Below are 16,229 nucleotides of genomic sequence, written 5' to 3'. Positions count from 1 at the left end.
AAGTGAGACATGTCCGTTCACTTTGTACGAACGGTGGCAATCGTGTATACTGAATAGGATATAGAAGAGGACTGTGCAGATGGGGAGTGTCACACGAACATGGCTTATACCGCGCTATACCGCGTATACCGACCGACGACTTTTCAAGACGTAGTCGGACAAGAGCATGTTACGACAACCTTGCGTAATGCTTTACGCGAAAATAGGCTGTCCCATGCCTATTTATTCAACGGTCCCCGAGGTACGGGAAAAACAAGTGCAGCCAAAATTATGGCGAAAGCAGTGAACTGCGAGCAGCCCATAGATGGCGAGCCATGCAATCAATGCGATACGTGTAGAGCCATCTCCAACGGTTCTGTAACGGATGTGCTGGAAATCGACGCGGCATCCAACCGTGGTGTTGAAGAGATCCGCGACATTCGCGACAAAGTGAAATTTGCCCCGAGCGACGTCAGGTATAAAGTGTACATCATCGATGAGGTGCATATGCTGACGACAGAGGCATTTAACGCTTTGTTAAAAACTCTCGAAGAACCGCCGTCCCACGTCATTTTTATTTTGGCGACGACAGAGCCGCACAAGCTGCCAGCTACGATTATCTCTCGTTGTCAGCGCTTTGATTTTCACCGAATTCCTCTGAGCGTGATGGTCAATCTTTTGCAAAGGATTTGCCAATCACAAGGGGTGCAGGTGGAGGAGCAGGCCCTGCAGCTCGTAGCGAAGATGGCTGAAGGTGGAGCCCGTGATGCTCTTAGCTTGTTGGACCAAGCGATTAGCTATAGCAAGGACGAGGTTCGTGCTAGTGATATTATGCAGATTACGGGCACAGTTGCCCAATCTTACTTTTCTGTGCTTGCGCGACATATTGCCGAAAATGATATTGCGCAGGTCATGGAGCAATTTGATAAAGTCATGGTGCAAGGGAAGGACCCGGAGCAGTTCCTGCACGATTTCCTTTACTATTACCGCGATATGCTGTTATTGAAGACAGCGCCGCAGTTGGAAGAGATTGTCGAGCGGACCATGATTGATGATCAGTTTGCAGAGGTTGCAAAGCTGTACTCGTTTCCGGTGCTTTACGCAGCGATTGAGACCTGTAATCAGGCTTTGTCGCAATTAAAATGGTCGACCTATGCAAGGGTGCTGGTTGAACTGACCCTTGTCAAAATGTGCCAGCCTAATGCGAATGCGACGGAATCTATGGGTGCCTCACCCGTTAACAGCGAGGAACTGACCGCGATGTCCAATCGCGTCCGCGTTTTGGAAGAGCGTTTGGTTCAAGTGATGCAAGGTCAGGTGAGCATTCCTGGCCAACAAAAGGCCGAAGAAACGCGCAAGAACGAACCAAGGCGCATAGCTGCGGCTTCTGGTGGTTCAAGAACCCCGATGAATAGAGTCAGGGAAGTCGCGAAGGCCATGGATGAGAATTTGACGAGACAGGTGCGCGGGCAGTGGAGTCAAATTTTGACCGAACTGAAAAAGATCAAGATTCAGTACCAGGCTTGGCTAGTCAATGGTCAACCGGTAGCTGCCGGCAATGAAGCTGTTGTCGTAACCTTCAACAGTGCCATCCATTGCGATAAGACGATGGAGGCAGAGCTTCGGAGCGTGATCGAGCGCGTTATGTCTACGGTGCTGGGCAGGCCCTTGCAGCTCTTGTCTGTCATGGAGGAAGAGTGGCAAAGTGTAGACCAGCAGGTTGGTCAAAAAGACGCTTCTGATGAGCCTGAAGAGGACCCGTTTTTGGCGGAAGCCATCAAGCTTGTCGGAGAAGGTCTTGTGGAAGTCAAAGACTAAATCATACACTCATAACCATTTAGGGAGGATACCTCAATGAAAAACATGCAGCAAATGCAACAAATGATGAAGCAAGTGAAAAAAATGCAGGAAGATATGCAAAAAGCGCAAGAAGGCTTGAAAGAAAGAATCGTGGAAGGCTCTGCTGGTGGCGGTGCTATCACTGTGAAAATCGATGGACATAAGCAAATCAAAGACATCGTGATCAAGCCAGAAGTAGTAGACCCTGAAGATGTAGAAATGCTGCAAGACCTGGTGCTCACTGCTGTGAACGATGCCCTGCGCAAAGCAGATGAAATGGTAGGCAAGGAAATGGGCAAATTTACCGGAGGCATGAACATCCCAGGCCTGTTCTAAAAATTGGGCAGGAAAAGAGGAATAGGCGATGTTTTATCCAGAACCGGTCTCAAAGCTCATTGATGGTTTTATGAAATTGCCCGGCATTGGTCCAAAAACGGCTGGGCGGCTTGCCTTTTTTGTGCTCAATATGAAAGAGGACGACGTGCTTGATCTAGCAAAAGCATTGGTCAATGCCAAGCGTCAGCTTCATTATTGCTCAGTCTGCAACAATATTACCGATCTCGATCCATGTCATATTTGTCGGGACAAACGTCGTGACGGTTCAGTTATCTGTGTGGTGCAAGAGCCGCGAGACGTGGTAGCGATGGAAAAGACCAGAGAGTTTGAAGGGTATTATCACGTTTTGCACGGGGCGATTTCTCCTATGGATGGGATCGGCCCGGAGGATATTCGCATTCCTGACCTGTTGAAGCGCCTCGGTGACGAGCAGGTGAAGGAAGTCATTTTGGCGACCAATCCGAATATCGAAGGGGAAGCGACAGCGATGTACATTTCCCGGTTGATTAAACCTTTTGGCATTCGTGTGACACGTATCGCTCACGGCTTGCCAGTGGGTGGAGATTTGGAATACGCCGATGAAGTGACGCTGACCAAGGCATTGGAAGGCAGACGCGACCTGTAAAGGAAATTTAAAAAGTCGTCCTTTGATCACGATGTAGTTCTAGATGATCATTCGACATCGAAATTGGCGTTCACCTTCGAAGTCCGGTGCTCATGTAGGTCCCCTACACTCCGCTCCTCCTTCTTCAGGTTCTCGCCACTTTCTCGGTGCTGAAAGGACGACTTTTTAAATATCATCCTAGGAATTTCAATACGTACGACAAAGATAGAAAAGAAGACGGGGGCTGCCTGTCTTTTTTTCGTTTCGGGAGGAGGATGAAGTATGCCAGTTATTCGTATGGAGTTTTTGATAGATGCTCCGCGACAGGTCTGCTTCGATGCTGCCAGAAGCATTGATTTGCATATGGAATCGACCGCTAGCACAAAGGAGAGAGCGATTGGAGGAGTAACGAGCGGACTGATAAACTTTGGGGAGACGGTTACCTGGGAAGCCATTCACTTTGGTATCAAGCAGAATTTGACGGTGAAAATCACAGAGATGGAGGAACCGCGCTATTTCGTGGATGAGATGGTTTCGGGCGCATTCAAACGGTTTCATCACACGCACGAGTTCATTCCGATAACGGACAGTCAGACGAGGATGATTGATATTTTTGATTACACTTCTCCGCTGGGCATTTTGGGAAAGCTCGCGGATTGGCTGTTCTTGGAGGCGTATATGACACGGTTTTTGCGGACGCGCAATGAATATCTCAAGCAAGTAGCAGAAGCACAGATCAAAGCTTTGCAATCTTGATAGAAATGCCGGACTTTTTTGAATGGACGAGACATACAGTGAAATAGGAGCGTGAGGAGATGCTGACAGGACCGGGACTGTCGCTTGCGAGTGGAATACGGCGACAAAAGTCCACTCCATGGGCGATCATGCTGTTTATTGGGTATTGGCTCATGTTTGCTACGGAGTTATCCATGATTCGTTTTCACAAGGGGGATGACGGAAAGTGGGTTGCTACTACCGCTGGGCAACCGGAGGTATGGCTAGGGTTACTTGCTTTTGCAGTGGCAGTATTTAGCTTCATTGCGACCGTCGGTTTCATTGTGAGCCTGCTCCGAGAAAGGCGGCAGCCGACGTCATGGCTATGGCAATATGACGAGCTTACAGGGAATGATGTACTGCATATTGTAGCTTGGTTGCATGTGTTTCAAACAGGCGTACTGCTGTTGTATGGGTTTTTACTGGAAGGTACCTTCTTTTCCACCGGTACGATCGGAGGGATATTGGAATCAGCTATTTTTCAACTGTTCCTGTTGATTTTGATTCCGCTGTGGTTTCGTGGACGACTGGGAGAAATCGGTGTTCGCCGACCTGTACGACTTGGCCGGATGCTGTTGATGCTCGCTGCTCTGTTTCTTTTGATTGCACTGGTGCTGGATGTGGTGGTGACTAACCCGATTGCGGACTGGTTTGGACTGTCTCTGTCATCAGAGCGAGAGCAGCTGATCGAAAAAGAGATTGTGCAGGCGAAAGAAACGGATATTTTGGCGGCGTTCACCTCACTTCTGGTCATTGGCATATTGGTTCCGATTGCGGAGGAGATTTTGTTTCGCGGCGTGATTCAGACTTATCTGGTTCAGAGAATCGGTCCCGTTTTGGGTATCTTCCTGAGCAGTCTCTGGTTTGGGCTCCTGCATATGGATATCGCGCTGTTCGTTCCGCTTTTTGTCATTGGACTTATCCTCGGATTCGTTCGACATCGGTACCAATCAATTTGGGGAGCAGTTCTGTTGCATGCGTTGAACAACATGACAGGAGTGCTTTACTACTTTCACTGAGGGGGAAGCTTGCAGGTGAGTAGGTGGAGAAAAAAAGCGCGGTTCGTGGTGGAATGGAATGAAGCCAGCTTGGATGTGGCAGTCAATCAGGCGCGAATGGACTGGCAGCATGCCCGCCATCTTGTGGAGATCAGTGAGCCGGATGGCGGTTTGGATGATGTCATTTACTATTTGCACGTGACCGAAAAGCGGTATATGTATTTGCTCGCGCAAGCAAAGCGCGAGAGGAATCGCCAACAGGCATAGGAGGAAAAGCAGATGACTACAGGGTGGGTTATAGCACTGATTGTAGTTGGAATTTTGCTGGTGATTGCCGCCAGCAAATCTGTCACGGGCCCGATCAGGTGGATTGGATTTGGGATCATGCAAGTCGTGATTGGGGCACTATTGCTGTTTTTCACCAATCTGGTAGGAGAGTTGGCTAACTTCCACATCCCGATCAACCCTGTGACGGCTCTGCTCGTTGGATTTCTCCGTTTGCCTGGATTGGCGGCGTTGATTGTCATCAAGCTATGGATTATGTAAAGATGTATCGCTTCGGTTATCCATCGGTAAACAAAAAAGCAACGCCGCGATCCTCGTATTTCACACGACTACGACTTGGCTGACGAAAGGAAGTAAGGAGGGCGAGGAGGCGTGGCAGCGAGACGATCAACGTTCCGGTGATCAACGTGAGCCCATATCCTTCTGAAAGCCACACATAAGCCCCTGCTGCAATCGCCATACTCCCCACGTTTACCGTCAGCTCACTTCCCCGATAGACAGAGAGCGGGATGGGAAGTGGATAGCCTGCCCCCCACCATGGAGAGACGAGCATATCGGCAGTTGTCTTTGGTTTATGGCCGCGCAGAAGGGCATATAGTCGAAATAAGACTAAATGACAGATCGGTATAACAGGTAGAATCGCTAATGTCACAATCAGTGTATAAGCGGGGACTTGTAGCATGAATGAGTGCCAAATAAGGGACAAGCCTATTAACAGCAGTTGAAAAAGGTAGCCGACGAATTGCCAGCGAAAACGATAGAGCAGCTTGTAGCTATAGATCGTATGGGCGGCGGTTTCCTTCATGAGAAGTCACTTCCTTTTACAGCGGTCTGGATGAATGAAAGTCTGCGTTTCTATTATCGCACAGTCGCAAATCTGGAGAAAGCTCATACACGGAATGAAACAAGCCGTTAGTCTAGCCTGATTAGACTGACGGCTTTTTGTTATGGGTAGGATAAAAGGAATGATAGGGGAACTGATTGGTTAGGGCCTGAGGAGGAGGGAAGGAAATCGTGAAGCTATGGGTCATTTCAGAGGAGGTCGTAGCCAGATTCGGAAATGAGCTAGGAGCATGTGGAATAGAGCTGGTTGTTTGCAGCGCAGATGCCATACAAGAAGGCGCCAATGGATTCCTGCTGACAAAAGAGAGTGATGGAAAGCTTTTGCAGCAAAGGATGCAACAGCCGGGAACGGGGCCATGGCTCGCACTTGTCTATGGGAGCGACGTGCCATACGACTGGGCGAATACTTTACATGCCCAATGCGAGCACACCGGGGAGCACGAGGTCATACGCATGGCGTTATTTACCCGTGAGCGTGCTTTGCTTGGAGGAGAACCCAATGGGAGATGGATGCGGTTCCTCTGTAAGCAGCTCGCTCGCTGCTCACTGGTGACGATGGTTTGCGGGATGCGCGAAGTGGATGAAGCAGTTCGGCAATTCCCTCGCTATTTGGCGTGGAAGGAGCAGTTTTACATCGAGCTGGGTGCGAGCTGCGATGAGAAGGGAATTTCTCTGCTCCAAGTCAGTCGCGCGCTCGGTATGGACAAACGAATCGGTCAGGGCTGGCTCTACCCTTCCCGCCAAGACTCTTCTCTCATAATTCGATGGCTTGAAAAAGAATGCAGGCTCGTTCTACAAAAAGCCAATATACAGCGGATCGTACTTTGGGGAGACGATTCGCTATGGGGGCATATGCCTTCTGACTGGTTGGCTGAAAAAGACGTTGCGGTGTACATGGGGGAGGACAAGCCAATTCCGAACAAAAGGATGACGGGTTGGACACGATACGATTCGTGGCAGGATGCTGTAAAGGATGCGGATTTGCTCGTGATCGGAAATGCCGCGGGAACGACCATTGCAGAGCTGCCATTATCAGAGCTGGTTAACGGGATGCGGCAGTCCTACGTCATTGATGCAGCAGCTTGCTTCCCTTTGCAGGAAGCCCAGTCCTACTTCCAAGCCTACCGAGCTATCGGCGAAAACACGAACGTTTGGGAATGATGCTGATTATAATGGGGTATAATGGTTGATATATTGAGGAAAAGGGCAGGCGTTTTCACTATGGAAAAAGTTGCTCAGCGATGTATCGTCTGTGAACAGGAGCAGAATGACGGAATCGCCATTTGTGAGCAGTTTATCTGTCAACGGTGCGAACAGGAAATGGTCAATACCGATGTACAGGATGAAAAGTATCCGTTTTTTATTCATCAGATGAGACGCATTTGGTTGCGAAAAGATGCGTGAAGAAAGAAGGCATCGGTGCATTCCGGTGTCTTTTTTTTGCTGGACTCATGCGTGTCCAAATCATGCTAAAATAGGGGAATAAAAATAAAGGACGTGAGTCGCGCGTGTTGGAGAGAGATGTTGAATTTCGGGAGCGACAAAAGCGTGCGCCCCTTTATGAACAGCTTGAACGGCACGCCAAGCATCGGCCGCATCCGTTTCATGTGCCAGGACATAAAATGGGCCATAGCTTTGACAACCATGCGAAAAATCGCTTTCAAGACATCTTGGAGCTGGACGTAACGGAAATTAGCGGGACAGATGACCTGCATCAGCCACAGGGTGTCATTGCAGAAGCGCAGGATTTGGCGGCGCAAGCCTTCCATGCGGAACAGACCAAGTTTTTGATCGGAGGAAGTACAGTAGGGAATATCGCTCTCATCATGACGGTATGTCGGCCGGGCGACAAGATACTCGTACAACGCAATTGCCATAAGTCTGTATTCAACGGCATTATGATGGCGAGAGCAACCCCGATCTTTTTAGTCCCTGCCGTCGATTTGGCAACAGGAGTCGCTGCGGGTGTAAGGCGTGAAGATGTAGAGCGTGCGCTGCTTGCACACCCCGATGCCAAGGCAGTGTTTTTGACGAATCCTACCTACTATGGAATGGGTATCGATTTGGCGAAAATGGCGGCTACGGTCCATCGGTTTGACGTACCGCTTTTGATAGACGAAGCTCACGGTGCTCACTACGGGTTCCATCCTGCCTTTCCGCGTTCTGCTATGCAGGAAGGTGCGGATGCTTCGGTCCAATCGACACACAAAATGGGAACAGCAATGACGATGTCCTCGATGCTGCATATTCAGGGGGAGCGGATTGATCGTGAACGGTTATTCCGTCATTTGGCTATGCTTCAGTCTTCCAGCCCGTCGTATGTGCTGATGGCTTCACTCGATTTAGCCAGACGTCATCTGGTGCTTGCGGCGACCGAGGAGTGGAACAAACTGCTGCCGCTTTTGGACAAGTTTCGGGAGCGACTCGATCGACTGAAGTGGCTGGATTGGCCGAGACTGTCCACGAACAGCGTATACACTACGCTTGACCCGCTGAAGCTGTTTTTTCATTTGCGAACGGCCCAATTCAGTGGATTTGAGTTGCAGAAATGGATGGAAAAGCACGGGATTTTCTCGGAGCTGGCGGATGACTCTCATGTACTCCTCGCAGCCTCGACAGGAACATCCTCCCGTGACTTAGACGCTTTGTGGAGATTGCTTGAATCGATGGCGCCACAAGTGGAACCGGGGGAGGAGCGCATTCTTTTGGCGGGAGTCGTGTCTTCCCATTATTTGCGCGAGCAGGCATTGCAGATGCATGAAGCCGTTGATTGCCCGAGGGAGTCGATTCTTTTGGAGCAGGCTCTGGGACGCATTGTGGCAGAGATGGTGATTCCATATCCGCCGGGGATTCCGGTGCTGGTGCCAGGCGAGCGGATCGATGAAGAAAGTCTGGCGATGCTGAAGGAATTGGCGAGAGGACAAACACGATTCCACGGCGTGCAAGACGACCAGCTACAAACGATACAGGTTTTACGATAATTAAAGCAACTGGCCTGCTACAACAGGGGTGGAAGGAGTATGGAAGTGGCAACAGGAAAAAAAGGCCGATTTATTACGATAGAAGGCGGAGAAGGTGCCGGGAAATCCACCGTCATCGCCAAGCTGTACGAGGAACTGAAAGCGCGGGGAGTCGATGTGCTTTTGACTCGTGAGCCCGGTGGAATTGATATCGCCGAAAAAATTCGGGAAATTATTTTAAATCCGGCCCACACGCAGATGGATGAAAGAACAGAGGCTCTCTTGTACGCGGCAGCACGTGGTCAGCATTTGGCGGAAAAGGTGTTACCTGCTTTGGCAGAGGGCAAGCTGGTACTGTGCGACCGTTTTATCGACAGTAGCCTTGCCTATCAAGGACATGCACGGGGATTGGGCATAGATGCTGTCTACCAGATTAACCGATTTGCTGTCGGCGACTGCATGCCGGAATTGACCTTGTTCTTTGATGTACAGCCCGAAACCGGATTGGCACGGATTAATGCTTCCCGTGGACGAGAAGTGAATCGTCTCGATCTGGAAGGGATGCGTTTCCATGAACTTGTTCGGGAAGGGTATCAGATGGTCATGGAACGAGACCCAGAGCGTTTTGTCGTGATTGATGCCGAGCAGCCGATGGAACATGTTTATCAATCTGCCCTACAGGCACTGCTAGACAGATTGTAAAGGCTGTAAGGTTCCCTGTACCGCAGGATGATGGACATGCTGTATAATATGTTTTAAGTGAAATAACGTACCAAGCCTACGTGTTTTTCATACAATGAAGAAGTCAAATGGGGAATGGATCATGGGAGAAAGGGTGATAGCCGATGAAAATGGTAGTTGCGGTCGTCCAAGATAAAGATAGTGGTCGTCTGTCTCAACAACTGGTGAAAAAAGGGTTTCGTGCTACGAAGCTGGCTAGTACGGGTAGCTTTTTACGCGCCGGTAACACAACTTTTTTGATCGGTACGTCTGACGAAAGCGTGCCGGAAGTAATCGACATCATTGCGCATAATTGCAAATCCCGCAAACAAATGGTCACTCCCGTCTCTCCACTCAGTAATGCTGTAGACTCGTTCATGCCATATCCACTGGAAGTACAGGTGGGTGGTGCGGCAGTATTCGTATTGGATGTCGGAGAGTTCCATTCATTTTAACGTGGTTCCTTCTCTCTTTTTTCGCAACTTTCGTATATACTTGATCTTATGGGGATAAACCCTGTATTGGATCGGGCGACGGAGGTGGCGATATGAAAATCAGTGATGGGTTACGGCCTAAACTGGACTTGATTAAAACAACGGATTCACGCAAGAATCCTCAAATGGAAAAGCTGAATTTTGGCACGATGATTCAAGGAGAAGACGAACGCATGTCTCAGGAGAAGCTTACCCGGCTACTGACAGACATAGACAGGCAGGGACAAATTCTTGCTCGTTCCCGGGCCGTTCGTGACTTCTATGCTTATAAAAATCTCGTCAAGCAGTTCATGGAAGAGGCTGTGAAGTTCGGCATTGCCTTAGATGACAGACGAGGAATGAATCGGCGTGGCCGTAGCAGGCTGTACAAAATCGTCAAAGAGGTGGATGCAGAGCTGCTCAAGCTGACAGATGAGCTCTTGAGCGAGCAGGCACCAACGATTGATTTGTTAGCCAGGATTGGCGAAATCCGCGGCATGTTGATCAATTTGTATTTTTAGTGGGTGTGAAACCATCATGACATGGACCCGTTTTTCTCAGCAGCCACGAGCACAGGAACTGCTGTATCATAGTTTGCGCAATGAACGACTGGCACACGCCTACTTGCTGGCGGGTCCCAAAGGTTCAGGTAAAAAGCAGATGGCCCTGCATCTGGCGAAGTCCCTTTTTTGTACGGAAAGGGAGGCAGACGCCTGCGGGGCCTGTGTTACATGCAGGCGCATAGAGGGTGGCAACCACCCGGATGTGTTGTTTATTACGCCTGATGGGGCTTCGATTAAGATCGACCAGATCCGTTCATTGCAAAAAGAAATGGCGATGCGCGCCGTCGAGTCGTCACGCAAGGTATATATCATCGAGCACGTCGATAAAATGACAACACAGGCTGCCAACAGTCTGCTCAAATTTCTGGAGGAACCGCCTGTTGGTGTACTGGCACTACTTTTAACAGAGCACAGCCATGCGATTCTTCCTACGATTTTATCTCGGTGCCAAATCGTTCAATTTTCACCACTTTCTGCAGAATCGATTGCAGAAAAGTTGCGAGCAGAGGGCGTTTTGGCAGGAATGGCGCAAGTTGCTTCCCACATTACGACAAATGTGGAAGAAGCTATGACACTCAGCCAATCAGAATCGTTTGCACAGCTAAGAAATCTAGTGATACAATTGGTGCAGGAGTGTAAACAGCGCAATTCATCTGCACTCTTAACGATCCATGATATGTTGCAAAAGAGCGACAAAAGTAAAGAGGAACTACCCCTCTTTTTAGATTTGCTCATCCTTTGGCTGCGCGATATCCTGTATTTGCAAGTAGGCAGGCATGCCCATCTCATTAACAGCGATCAACAGGATGTGCTGCAAGGACAAGCACTGGTATGGACAAAAGCTGAGCTCTTGCGTGGGATAGATTTGGTCATGGAGACGAAAAATCGGATAGAGCGAAATGCCAACGCACAGTTGGCTCTTGAGCGGTTGGTTCTTCAATTCCAGGAGGGATAACCCTTGTACGAGGTTGTTGGGGTCCGCTTTAAGAAAGCGGGCAAAATATATTACTTCGACCCTGACCGACTGCCGATTGAGCAAGAATGCACCGTCATCGTTGAGACGGCGCGAGGGGTCGAATTTGGCAAGGTCGTCATTGGCAAAAAAGAAGTGGCTGAGTCTGATGTCGTATTGCCGCTGAAAAAGGTCATTCGGATGGCAGACGAGCGAGATGCAAAACAGGTGGATGAAAACAAGCAAGCCGCCAAGAATGCTTTTGCTGTATGTCAGACAAAGATCAAAGAGCACAAGCTCGATATGAAGCTGGTCGATGTGGAATACACGTTTGACCGCAACAAGATTATCTTTTATTTTACCGCTGACGGCAGGGTTGATTTCCGTGAGTTGGTAAAAGACCTCGCCTCCGTATTCCGCACCCGGATTGAGCTTCGCCAGATCGGTGTACGTGACGAAGCCAAAATGCTCGGCGGGATCGGTCCTTGTGGCAGGTTGCTTTGCTGTTCGACGTTCCTCGGCGATTTCGAGCCTGTCTCGATCAAAATGGCCAAGGACCAAAATCTTTCGTTGAATCCAGCCAAAATCTCTGGCCTGTGCGGCCGGTTGATGTGCTGTTTAAAATACGAGAACGACAACTATGAAAGCTCGAAGGATGAAATGCCGGACGTCGGCAAAGTGGTCACCACCCCGATGGGGAACGGACGAGTCGTTTCTGTAAACGTACTTGACCAATCTGTCCAGGTAGAGCTTTCAATCGACAAACGCGTCACCGAATTCGGATTGGATGAGATTGCGATAGGTCTCCCCACCTTTGAATAAAGTGTGGGGGTAGGGGAGAGGTGAGCTAGTGGACAAACGGGAAATCTTCGTCAAGATGGCGAGCATTGAAGAACGTATTGGCGACCTTTATAAAGAAATTGGTGAACTGAAAGACGTCATCGTTGTTTTGATGGAGGAAAACGCCCAATTACTCGTTGAAAACCAGCACCTTCGCAACCGACTAGACAGGAAAAAGACCGGCTCCCAAACAAAACAAAAGGGAACAAGCCCTGTCGCGAAGGAAAAAGCCAAAAAGGCAGTGGTCGGAGAAGGATATGACAACCTCGCTCGTTTGTACGCGGAAGGATTTCATATTTGCAATGTGCATTTTGGCAGCCTGCGAAAAGAAGGGGATTGCCTGTTCTGTCTCTCATTCCTGAGCGGCGGCCCTCAAAAATAAGCGGTGAGTAACCAGCACCACATGAAAAAGCGACCTGGGCCACGTGTCAGGTCGCTTTTTTCCGGATAGGAATACTAAGACGAGAACAAAAGGGAGTACGAGCCGTAAATGGAACCTGTCACCAACGTGCCGCTTTATGAAACAGAGCGCATCGATGATTTATTGACGCATGAAATGAAAATAATCCAGAGCCACGAAGTGTTTTGCTTATCGATGGACGCGGTTCTTTTGGCGCGATTCGCATCGGTGCCAAAGCGCGGAAAAGTATTGGATATGTGCACGGGCAATGGGGCTATACCGCTCATAATGACTACGCGTACGCCAGAAGCCAGTTTTGATGGAATCGAAATTCAAGAGCGCTTGTTCAGCATGGCGAGCCGCAATGTGACGCTGAATGGTTTGAACGAACGAATCGTAATGCATCATGGAGATGTGAAGGATGCAGTGTCGTTGTTCGGGCACGGGAAGTACGATTTGATCACATGCAATCCGCCGTATATGCCTGCGACGAGCGGGGAGAAAAACATCAGCGAGCACTTTGCGATTGCCCGCCATGAGATTATGCTGTCCTTGGAGGATGTCATTCGCGTGGGGAGTCAGTTGCTGAAAAACGGTGGAAAGCTGGCGCTCGTGCATCGATCCACACGTTTGATCGACATCATTTCGCTTATGCGCCAATACGGCATCGAGCCGAAACGGATGCGTCTGGTTTATCCGCGCAAGGAAGCAGAGCCGAATATGGTTCTGATCGAGGGAATAAGGGGTGGAAAGCCGGAGCTGAGAATTCAGCCGCCGCTGATTGTGTATGAAAATGGAGAGCAATACTGTGAAGAACTACAGGAAATCTATTATGGCAGACGAGATTCCCTCGAATAAGAGTCACTATGTCTACATCCTCTCTTGTGCGGATGGGACACTCTACACCGGATATACGACAGAGTTAATCCGTCGCTTGGCTGCTCATAATGAAGGAAAAGGTGCCAAGTATACGAGAGGCCGCGGGCCAGTGGAGCTGCTCTATTGGGAAGAAGGAGCAGACCGTTCCTGGGGTCTCAAGCGTGAAGAGAGCATCAAACGATTAACGCGTAAGAAAAAAGATGAATTGATTGGAGGGGCCTCCGAATGAATGTGCAACGCAGTTTTGCGTCAGAAGAAGCAGGAGTCCTTTATTTGGTGGCTACACCTATCGGCAATCTCGACGATATCACGGTGCGGTGTCTAAATACGTTGCGTGAAGTTGATGTCATCGCGTGTGAAGATACGCGCCAGACGAGAAAGCTGCTGAATCATTTTCAAATCGAAAAACGTACGGTCAGCTATCACGAGCATAATAAGGAAGCAAGTGGAAATGGGCTGTTGCAGTGGCTTGCCGAGGGCAAGAAGATTGCCTTGGTAAGCGACGCTGGCTTGCCGGCTATTTCCGATCCGGGCGCGGAGCTGGTACGAGATGCGACCGCAGCGGGATTTTCTGTCATCCCCGTTCCAGGTGCCAATGCGGCGTTGACAGCTTTGATCGCTTCCGGACTTCCTACGGATCGCTTTGTATTTTGCGGATTTATAGGACGTGAAAACAAAGAAAGACGCGAAGAGCTGGAACGATTGAAGCGATATCCAGAAACGCTGATTTTTTATGAAGCTCCCCATCGGGTGGAAAAGACACTTGCTGCCATGCGGGAAGCGTGGGGGAATCGGCGAGCTGTCCTGGCAAGAGAGCTGACAAAGCGTTACGAGGAATTTGCGCGTGGAACGTTGGACGAGCTACTGGAATGGCTTAGAAGTGGCGAGGTGCGCGGTGAGTTTTGTGTTATTGTCGAAGGGAACACCGGTCCGCTGGAAGCAGAAGTCGATGATTCCTGGTGGCAATCGCTGAGTATTGTGGAGCACGTGGATCATTACTGCGCACAAGGCATGGGGAAAAAGGAAGCCATCAAGCAAGCTGCCGATGATCGAAACGTATCCAAACGAGATGTTTACAACGAATATCATCGTGAATAGAAGGTAATGAGTGAGCAAAGCTGGCCAATACGGTCGGCTTTTTTCTTTTCGTCATGTCGACAGTGTACGTGAATACGATGGTAAGGGGCGCTGGCGGTGTTATCGGAAGGAATGGAAGGGGCGATCAGCAGTGAGTATTCGTGATTCTCGTTTTATTGTGAATACAGATGAAAAAGACGATCACTTCATATTTGCGCTGCCGGATACATGGAACAGTAGACCGTACGAATATGCCTGGGCCAAACAGTTTGTCAAACCGAATGACGTTGTACTTGATTCGGCATGTGGGATCTGCCACCCATTTAAATTTTATTTGGCCGATCATTGTCGAGAAGTACACGCATGTGATCTCGATAATCGGATATTGGCTCAGGAAGCGATCTATCAAGATATTGTGGACGTATTTGGGAAAAGTGTAGCAGACAGCTTGCCTGCGCATTATTTTGATGGTATTCATTATTGTCGAGCCAATTTGACCTACTTGCCGTACTCGAATCAAAAATTTGATACCGTATTTTGCATCTCTGTTCTCGAGCATCTCGAAGACACGATTATGGTGCAAGCATTCCGGGAATTTCACAGAGTATTAAAAGACGATGGGCAGCTCGTACTCACTTTTGATTACCCGCTGATCAATTTGGAGCGATTGCAGCAAGTTTTGGCGGAGGTTGGATTACAGTTTTCTGGCGAAGTATCCTTTGATATGCCGACAGATGTGGTCTATTCCGATTTGTATGCGCCCAGGCTGTTCTTCTTCCGAGCGCTATTGAAGAAAAAATAGCAAACAAAAAGCCTTTGTGAGGCTCGTCCCACAAAGGCATCTTTATGTAATCAAATGATATTAGCGTTTAACAGGCATTTCTGTCAGGCAATCTTGGCACACAATTTTTCCTTTGAAATGTGATACTTTGTCAGCGTTTCCACAGAAGATACAAGCAGGCTCATACTTCTTCAGGATGATGCGCTCTCCGTCAACGTAGATTTCCAAAGCATCCTTCTCAGCGATACCCAGAGTGCGGCGCAATTCGATTGGAATAACAACACGACCCAATTCATCTACTTTGCGAACGATACCGGTTGATTTCATCATAGTTAAAATCTCCTCTCAAAATCTGTATATGTCGATGCTATTGTATAAGATCATCATTTATCGTCAATATTCGACATTTTCTGTTGGGATAATCATACCAGCCATTCCCAAACGTGTCAACATGATTTTGACAATTCCTTGAAAACGAAAATGTTTTTTGAAAATGGAAATGCTGTCATATCAATGTTTCTCATTTGCATGGAAGGGATATGGAAATTTTTATGGATAAAATTTACTGGGAGTATTGGGTGTCGAATAAGTCGACGAATGTCGAAACGCACATGTCGATTCGACAAAAAAGCCAAGTTCTCTCTTTTTTTGTTGTATTTTGTAATATTGGTACAACGAGAGTGGAAAAATTCCTCAGGAAAATGGGCTTGCCGAGGATGTTTACAAAACAGGTTGGTCGTGTACAATAGAGGATAAATACAGCAAATGATACCAAAACGACCATGATGGGAAGAGTAAGCCGATCCTCCTTATTTCAGAGAGCCGGGGTAGCTGAAAACCGGTATAAGTGAGCAAGCTGAACATGGACCCTGAGTCTCGCAGATGAAGAGTGACGGCATTGACCGTACCTAGTAGTTTGTGACGTG

The 16,229-nt window shown here is 48.8% G+C and carries 22 protein-coding genes and 1 other annotated feature (1 of these 23 cut by a window edge); of the genes, 20 read left to right on the top strand and 2 right to left on the bottom strand.

Features of this window, described 5'->3' with window-relative positions:
- Nucleotides 1–99: 99 nt before the first annotated feature.
- The 7 genes from dnaX (at nucleotide 100) to E8L90_RS23035 (ending at nucleotide 5,076) form a co-directional block, all read left to right on the top strand.
- Entirely contained in the window at nucleotides 100–1,797 is a 1,698-nt protein-coding gene (dnaX, locus tag E8L90_RS23065) for a DNA polymerase III subunit gamma/tau (protein WP_137031516.1), read from the top strand.
- A 45-nt stretch (nucleotides 1,798–1,842) separates the two neighbouring features.
- Complete coding sequence (locus E8L90_RS23060) at nucleotides 1,843–2,154, top strand: YbaB/EbfC family nucleoid-associated protein (protein WP_026042919.1); 312 nt, start codon at nucleotides 1,843–1,845, stop codon at nucleotides 2,152–2,154.
- A 28-nt stretch (nucleotides 2,155–2,182) separates the two neighbouring features.
- Nucleotides 2,183–2,779 carry a recombination mediator RecR gene (recR, locus tag E8L90_RS23055; RefSeq protein ID WP_017246916.1) on the top strand — a complete coding sequence of 199 codons (597 nt, stop codon included), beginning with the start codon at nucleotides 2,183–2,185 and terminating at the stop codon, nucleotides 2,777–2,779.
- 261 nt (nucleotides 2,780–3,040) lie between these two features.
- On the top strand, nucleotides 3,041–3,514 hold the full coding sequence (locus E8L90_RS23050; protein WP_137031515.1) for an SRPBCC family protein: 474 nt from the start codon (nucleotides 3,041–3,043) through the stop codon (nucleotides 3,512–3,514).
- 59 nt (nucleotides 3,515–3,573) lie between these two features.
- Nucleotides 3,574–4,551 (top strand): CPBP family intramembrane glutamic endopeptidase, encoded by a 978-nt coding sequence (locus E8L90_RS23045; RefSeq protein WP_137031514.1) that lies wholly within the window; start codon nucleotides 3,574–3,576, stop codon nucleotides 4,549–4,551.
- A 15-nt stretch (nucleotides 4,552–4,566) separates the two neighbouring features.
- A complete protein-coding gene (locus E8L90_RS23040) occupies nucleotides 4,567–4,797 on the top strand; it encodes a DUF2508 family protein (protein WP_012683849.1) in 231 nt (76 codons plus the stop codon).
- Nucleotides 4,798–4,809: 12 nt separating this feature from the next.
- Nucleotides 4,810–5,076: a pro-sigmaK processing inhibitor BofA family protein gene (locus E8L90_RS23035; protein WP_137031513.1), complete on the top strand. Its 267-nt coding sequence runs from the start codon at nucleotides 4,810–4,812 to the stop codon at nucleotides 5,074–5,076.
- 16 nt (nucleotides 5,077–5,092) lie between these two features.
- On the opposite strand, the gene E8L90_RS23030 is transcribed toward E8L90_RS23035, so the two are convergent.
- Nucleotides 5,093–5,620, bottom strand: a complete 528-nt coding sequence (locus tag E8L90_RS23030; protein ID WP_137031512.1) for a hypothetical protein — start codon at nucleotides 5,618–5,620, stop codon at nucleotides 5,093–5,095.
- A 209-nt stretch (nucleotides 5,621–5,829) separates the two neighbouring features.
- Here E8L90_RS23030 and E8L90_RS23025 point away from each other — a divergent pair, with 209 nt between their 5' ends.
- The 13 genes from E8L90_RS23025 to E8L90_RS22965 all read left to right on the top strand — a co-directional run bounded on the left by E8L90_RS23025 (nucleotide 5,830) and on the right by E8L90_RS22965 (nucleotide 15,324).
- Nucleotides 5,830–6,819: a hypothetical protein gene (locus E8L90_RS23025; protein WP_137031511.1), complete on the top strand. Its 990-nt coding sequence runs from the start codon at nucleotides 5,830–5,832 to the stop codon at nucleotides 6,817–6,819.
- Nucleotides 6,820–6,879: 60 nt separating this feature from the next.
- Nucleotides 6,880–7,062: a sigma factor G inhibitor Gin gene (locus tag E8L90_RS23020; RefSeq protein ID WP_007719893.1), complete on the top strand. Its 183-nt coding sequence runs from the start codon at nucleotides 6,880–6,882 to the stop codon at nucleotides 7,060–7,062.
- 104 nt (nucleotides 7,063–7,166) lie between these two features.
- Nucleotides 7,167–8,639, top strand: coding sequence for an aminotransferase class I/II-fold pyridoxal phosphate-dependent enzyme (locus tag E8L90_RS23015; RefSeq protein WP_137031510.1), 1,473 nt, complete (start codon nucleotides 7,167–7,169; stop codon nucleotides 8,637–8,639).
- Between the two features lie 39 nt (nucleotides 8,640–8,678).
- Nucleotides 8,679–9,320 carry a dTMP kinase gene (gene tmk, locus E8L90_RS23010; protein WP_137031509.1) on the top strand — a complete coding sequence of 214 codons (642 nt, stop codon included), beginning with the start codon at nucleotides 8,679–8,681 and terminating at the stop codon, nucleotides 9,318–9,320.
- 143 nt (nucleotides 9,321–9,463) lie between these two features.
- Entirely contained in the window at nucleotides 9,464–9,793 is a 330-nt protein-coding gene (locus E8L90_RS23005; RefSeq protein ID WP_007719896.1) for a cyclic-di-AMP receptor, read from the top strand.
- A gap of 92 nt (nucleotides 9,794–9,885) precedes the next feature.
- Nucleotides 9,886–10,332 (top strand): YaaR family protein, encoded by a 447-nt coding sequence (locus E8L90_RS23000; RefSeq protein ID WP_137031508.1) that lies wholly within the window; start codon nucleotides 9,886–9,888, stop codon nucleotides 10,330–10,332.
- A 16-nt stretch (nucleotides 10,333–10,348) separates the two neighbouring features.
- Entirely contained in the window at nucleotides 10,349–11,329 is a 981-nt protein-coding gene (gene holB / locus E8L90_RS22995) for a DNA polymerase III subunit delta' (protein WP_137031507.1), read from the top strand.
- Between the two features lie 3 nt (nucleotides 11,330–11,332).
- Nucleotides 11,333–12,148 (top strand): PSP1 domain-containing protein, encoded by an 816-nt coding sequence (locus E8L90_RS22990; protein ID WP_137031506.1) that lies wholly within the window; start codon nucleotides 11,333–11,335, stop codon nucleotides 12,146–12,148.
- A gap of 28 nt (nucleotides 12,149–12,176) precedes the next feature.
- Entirely contained in the window at nucleotides 12,177–12,548 is a 372-nt protein-coding gene (yabA, locus tag E8L90_RS22985; protein ID WP_103109824.1) for a DNA replication initiation control protein YabA, read from the top strand.
- 108 nt (nucleotides 12,549–12,656) lie between these two features.
- Nucleotides 12,657–13,424 carry a tRNA1(Val) (adenine(37)-N6)-methyltransferase gene (locus E8L90_RS22980; protein WP_137031505.1) on the top strand — a complete coding sequence of 256 codons (768 nt, stop codon included), beginning with the start codon at nucleotides 12,657–12,659 and terminating at the stop codon, nucleotides 13,422–13,424.
- Entirely contained in the window at nucleotides 13,399–13,674 is a 276-nt protein-coding gene (locus E8L90_RS22975) for a GIY-YIG nuclease family protein (protein ID WP_137031504.1), read from the top strand. The genes E8L90_RS22980 and E8L90_RS22975 overlap by 26 nt, the downstream gene beginning before the upstream one ends.
- The gene (rsmI, locus tag E8L90_RS22970) at nucleotides 13,671–14,543 is read left to right on the top strand and encodes a 16S rRNA (cytidine(1402)-2'-O)-methyltransferase (RefSeq protein ID WP_137031503.1); all 873 of its coding nucleotides are present in this window, start codon (nucleotides 13,671–13,673) and stop codon (nucleotides 14,541–14,543) included. Before E8L90_RS22975 ends, rsmI begins: the two co-directional genes overlap by 4 nt.
- A gap of 10 nt (nucleotides 14,544–14,553) precedes the next feature.
- Nucleotides 14,554–15,324 carry a class I SAM-dependent methyltransferase gene (locus E8L90_RS22965; protein WP_244297357.1) on the top strand — a complete coding sequence of 257 codons (771 nt, stop codon included), beginning with the start codon at nucleotides 14,554–14,556 and terminating at the stop codon, nucleotides 15,322–15,324.
- 60 nt (nucleotides 15,325–15,384) lie between these two features.
- Here E8L90_RS22965 and E8L90_RS22960 read toward each other — a convergent pair whose 3' ends face one another.
- Complete coding sequence (locus tag E8L90_RS22960) at nucleotides 15,385–15,633, bottom strand: AbrB/MazE/SpoVT family DNA-binding domain-containing protein (RefSeq protein ID WP_007719913.1); 249 nt, start codon at nucleotides 15,631–15,633, stop codon at nucleotides 15,385–15,387.
- A gap of 443 nt (nucleotides 15,634–16,076) precedes the next feature.
- Nucleotides 16,077–16,229: a binding site (T-box leader), on the top strand; it runs 102 nt beyond the window's last position.

Source organism: Brevibacillus antibioticus, from assembly GCF_005217615.1.
Taxonomy (GTDB): domain Bacteria; phylum Bacillota; class Bacilli; order Brevibacillales; family Brevibacillaceae; genus Brevibacillus; species Brevibacillus antibioticus.
This window is presented reverse-complemented; position numbering and strand designations above follow the sequence as displayed.

What these genes read in the sequence shown, in the direction of transcription:
- dnaX (WP_137031516.1), top strand. Translation starts at nt 100, where the DNA reads ATGGCTTATACCGCGCTATACCGCGTATACCGACCGACGACTTTTCAA.
- E8L90_RS23060 (WP_026042919.1), top strand. Translation starts at nt 1,843, where the DNA reads ATGCAGCAAATGCAACAAATGATGAAGCAAGTGAAAAAAATGCAGGAA.
- recR (WP_017246916.1), top strand. Translation starts at nt 2,183, where the DNA reads ATGTTTTATCCAGAACCGGTCTCAAAGCTCATTGATGGTTTTATGAAA.
- E8L90_RS23050 (WP_137031515.1), top strand. Translation starts at nt 3,041, where the DNA reads ATGCCAGTTATTCGTATGGAGTTTTTGATAGATGCTCCGCGACAGGTC.
- E8L90_RS23045 (WP_137031514.1), top strand. Translation starts at nt 3,574, where the DNA reads ATGCTGACAGGACCGGGACTGTCGCTTGCGAGTGGAATACGGCGACAA.
- E8L90_RS23035 (WP_137031513.1), top strand. Translation starts at nt 4,810, where the DNA reads ATGACTACAGGGTGGGTTATAGCACTGATTGTAGTTGGAATTTTGCTG.
- E8L90_RS23030 (WP_137031512.1), bottom strand. Translation starts at nt 5,620, where the DNA reads ATGAAGGAAACCGCCGCCCATACGATCTATAGCTACAAGCTGCTCTAT.
- E8L90_RS23020 (WP_007719893.1), top strand. Translation starts at nt 6,880, where the DNA reads ATGGAAAAAGTTGCTCAGCGATGTATCGTCTGTGAACAGGAGCAGAAT.
- tmk (WP_137031509.1), top strand. Translation starts at nt 8,679, where the DNA reads ATGGAAGTGGCAACAGGAAAAAAAGGCCGATTTATTACGATAGAAGGC.
- E8L90_RS23005 (WP_007719896.1), top strand. Translation starts at nt 9,464, where the DNA reads ATGAAAATGGTAGTTGCGGTCGTCCAAGATAAAGATAGTGGTCGTCTG.
- E8L90_RS23000 (WP_137031508.1), top strand. Translation starts at nt 9,886, where the DNA reads ATGAAAATCAGTGATGGGTTACGGCCTAAACTGGACTTGATTAAAACA.
- holB (WP_137031507.1), top strand. Translation starts at nt 10,349, where the DNA reads ATGACATGGACCCGTTTTTCTCAGCAGCCACGAGCACAGGAACTGCTG.
- E8L90_RS22980 (WP_137031505.1), top strand. Translation starts at nt 12,657, where the DNA reads ATGGAACCTGTCACCAACGTGCCGCTTTATGAAACAGAGCGCATCGAT.
- E8L90_RS22975 (WP_137031504.1), top strand. Translation starts at nt 13,399, where the DNA reads ATGGCAGACGAGATTCCCTCGAATAAGAGTCACTATGTCTACATCCTC.
- rsmI (WP_137031503.1), top strand. Translation starts at nt 13,671, where the DNA reads ATGAATGTGCAACGCAGTTTTGCGTCAGAAGAAGCAGGAGTCCTTTAT.
- E8L90_RS22960 (WP_007719913.1), bottom strand. Translation starts at nt 15,633, where the DNA reads ATGATGAAATCAACCGGTATCGTTCGCAAAGTAGATGAATTGGGTCGT.